Annotated in this window: 3 protein-coding genes; all 3 read right to left on the reverse strand. The window is 68.8% G+C overall.

All coding sequences use genetic code 11. The annotated features are described in order from the left end of the window. Window positions 1-575, reverse strand: a 575-nt coding sequence (locus AB7O82_RS24500; RefSeq protein ID WP_428620372.1) for an extracellular solute-binding protein, incomplete at its 3' end; no start/stop codon positions are given. Window positions 576-611: 36 nt separating this feature from the next. Continuing rightward, on the reverse strand, window positions 612-1622 hold the full coding sequence (locus AB7O82_RS24505) for an ABC transporter ATP-binding protein (protein WP_428545564.1): 1011 nt from the start codon (window positions 1620-1622) through the stop codon (window positions 612-614). 361 nt (window positions 1623-1983) lie between these two features. Then, entirely contained in the window at window positions 1984-3285 is a 1302-nt protein-coding gene (locus AB7O82_RS24510; RefSeq protein WP_428620373.1) for an aspartate aminotransferase family protein, read from the reverse strand. Between the last annotated feature and the right edge of the window lie 82 nt (window positions 3286-3367).

The raw sequence follows: 3367 nt of genomic DNA on the forward strand, positions 1-3367 counted from the left end.
TTCTTGAAGCCGAGATCGACGTCGAGCGGGAACAGCTTTTCGATCGGCACGCCCGCCGCCTGGCAGGCGAAGGGCAGGCAGTAATGCGGGAAGTCGGGCAGGGTGCGCTTGCCCGGAAATGACTTGGTGTCGAAGAACTCGGCGAAGCTCTTCGGCTCCTTGGCGCCCTTGCGCCACGCCATGATGGTCGAGAAGTACTGGTAGCCGAAGCCGTACTCGGCCTTCGCCTCGGGGAACATCGGCGCCGGGTTGACGGCCGCCCAGTCGACCTTCTCGATCAGCCCGAGCTTCCTGGCCTGCAGGATCGTGCCCGAGCCGAGTTCGAACAGCGTCGTGCTGGTCTGGCCGCTCTCCACCAGGGCGCGCAGTTTGCCGAGGGACCCCGGGCTCTCGCGCAGGACCTTGATGCCGGTCTTCTTGAAGAGCGGCTCGATATAGCCCTTCTCGATCGATTCGCCGGACGCGCCGCCGGCCTCGACCATGCGGATCTCCTTGGACTGCGCGTGCACGGTTGCGGAGAGGATGCCGACGGCGGGCAGGGCCGCCGCTGCGCCGACAAAAGTGCGTCTCTTCATCAGAACCCCCATTGCTGCCTGTGAACTCCTGAACGCTCAAGTCACCGGCCAGACATCGGCCGACTCCCACGACACCATGACCTCGGCGCCCGGGCTGTGCGCCGGGCCGACGAACGGCACCGCCGCCACCATCGCCGGCGCACCGTCCTCTGTTCCCTGCAGGGCCAGGTGATAGCGCACCATCTGCCCGAGATAGATCGCCTCGACGACGCGCGCGGGCGTGCCGGTGCCGCCGCGGCCGGCGCCATCGATGGGGCCGCCGCCGCCGTTGGCGGAAAGCTTCACGCGCTCGGGGCGCACCACGCCCTGGCGGCCGTCGGCCAGCGTCACGAAGTTGGCGATGCCCAGGAACTCGGCGACGAAGCGGTTGGCGGGCCGGAGGTAGGCCTCGGCGGGACTGGCCACCTGCTGTGTCCGGCCATGGTTAAGCACCATGATGCGGTCGCTGAGCGACAGCGCCTCTTCCTGGTCGTGCGTCACCAGGATGGTGGTGATGCCGAGCGTGCGCTGCAGCTGCTTCAGCTCGACCTGCAGCTCCTCGCGCAGCTTGCGATCGAGCGCACCCAACGGCTCGTCGAGCAGCAGGATGTCCGGCTTGAAGACGACGGCGCGGGCCAGCGCCACGCGCTGCTGCTGGCCACCGGAGAGCTGCGAGGGACGCCGGTTCTCCAGCCCTTCCAGGCGGACCTGCTTCAGCGCCTCGAGGGCGCGGCCGCGCGCGTCGGGGCCGGTGATCCTGCGCACGCCGAGCGGGAACAGCACGTTCTCGAGCACGCTCATGTGCGGGAACAGGGCGTAGGACTGGAACACCAGGCCGATGTTGCGCTCCTGCGCCGTCGCCCGGGTGACGTTGCGCCCGCCGATGAAGATGCGGCCGGCCGTCGGCGCGGTGAGGCCCGCGATCAGCGACAGGAGCGTCGTCTTGCCCGAGCCGCTGGGCCCCAGGATGGTGACGAACTCGCCCGGCGCCACCGCGAGGTCGACGCTGTCCGCCGCCGCGACGGACCCGTAGCGCTTGCTGACCCCCTCGAGGCGGATGTCGCTCACGGGACCACCATTGGCGGGAGCGCGCCACTCATAGGCGCAGACTTTGGTCCGATCAACAAAGCCCTCATCCTGAGGAGGTCGCGTAGCGACCGTCTCGACGGATGGGCGACACACGAGATCGCTGGAAAAGCGGTGTCGCAGCACCCGATATGTTGCCGACCCTTCGAGACGCGGCCCTCCGGGCCGCTCCTCAGGGTGAGGTCCCTTTGTAGGTTAGCGCCCATGAGCGCACCATTCCTGTGGCGCTCATGGAATGTGCCATCGGCAAGAAGATCGCCATCCTGGCGGAGTTTACTCCGCCACCAGTGGTGCGCTCCCGGCGCACGACGCCCTCTTCCATCGACGGAGAGGCGGATGTTGCTCACAGGCTGGCCATCGCCTTGTCGGCGGCCGACAAGGTCTGCTCGATGATCGCATCGTCGTGTGCCGTCGACAGGAAGAACTTGGCCTGCTGGTTGACGCGCACGCCTTCCTCCTGCAACGCGGCATGGAAGGCGAGCGCGCGGTCACGATCGCACGCCACCGCGTCGCGATAGTTCCTGGGCGCCGGGCCCTCGGTGAAGTGCACCTGGAAGATCGCCGGCGCACCCTGAATGTGTGCCGGCACCTTGTGCCTGCGGGCAAGATCGGCGAGGCCCTGCATGAGCCGTGTGCCGCGCCGTTCGAGGTCGCGATAGACGGCGCCGTCGTCGGCCTCGAGCACGTCGAGCGCAGCCAGGGCCGCCGCCATGCTCTGGACGTTGCCGTTGTAGGTGCCGCCGTGCATCACGCCCTTGTCCAGGAGCGTATCCATGATCTCGCGGCGGCCGGCGACCAGCGCCAGCGGGAAGCCGGCGGCGACCGCCTTGGCGTAGATCGCGAGGTCGGCGGTCACGCCGAACCTTGCCTGCGCGCCGCGGAGACCGAGCCGGAAGCCGGTGATGACCTCGTCGCAGAGGAACAGCGCGCCGTGCTCGCGACAGAGATCGCGCGCACCATCGAGATAGCCCGGCTGGGGTTGCGCGGCGCCGCCGTTCACCATCATCGGCTCCATGATGACGCCGGCGACCTCGCCCTTGTGACGTTCCAGCGCCTGGCGCAGCAGGTCGAGATCGTTCCAGCCGCAGACCACGACGTCGCCCAGCACGCTCGCCGGCATGCCGAGCGAGCCCGCCACCGGCACCGGCGAGTCGGCCGGGCCGGCCTCGTTCAGGGGCGGCCGCGCGCTGATGTAGGCCTGGTCGCTCCAGCCGTGATAGTGGCCCTCGAACTTCAGGATCTTGTCGCGCCCGGTGAAGGCGCGGGCGAGGCGCATGGCCATCAGCACGGCCTCGGTGCCCGAGGTCGCGAAGCGCACGACCTCGGCGCCCGGCAGCAGATTCACCAACCGCTCCGAGAGCTCGGTCTCGCGCGGGTTCTGCGCCGCGAACACCTGGCCCTCGCCGAGCGAGCGCGCGACCGCATCGATCACCGGCCTGGGCGCGTGCCCCAGGATGGCCGGTCCGTTGCCCAGCACATAGTCGATATGCACGTTGCCATCGACGTCGTAGAGCCGGGCGCCCTCGCCGCGCACGAAGAACAGGGGCACCGGTGTCGCCGCGTAGCGCACGTTGCTGCTGACGCCGCCCGCCAGGCTCCGCTTGGTGCGCTCGTAGAGCGCGATCGACTTGGCGTAGGACCGCATGTTTTTCCTCGACTTCGAGGTCATGTCTTCTGGACCGCGGGCGTCCCGCCCCCGCATGGAATTTAATGTGCCGGCGGGTCGC

The sequence above is a fragment of the Reyranella sp. genome, from assembly GCF_050185545.1.
In the GTDB taxonomy this organism is placed as follows: Bacteria; Pseudomonadota; Alphaproteobacteria; order Reyranellales; family Reyranellaceae; genus Reyranella.

Coding starts and splice junctions, on each gene's coding strand:
- AB7O82_RS24510 (WP_428620373.1), bottom strand. CDS start 3,285: ATGCGGTCCTACGCCAAGTCGATCGCGCTCTACGAGCGCACCAAGCGG.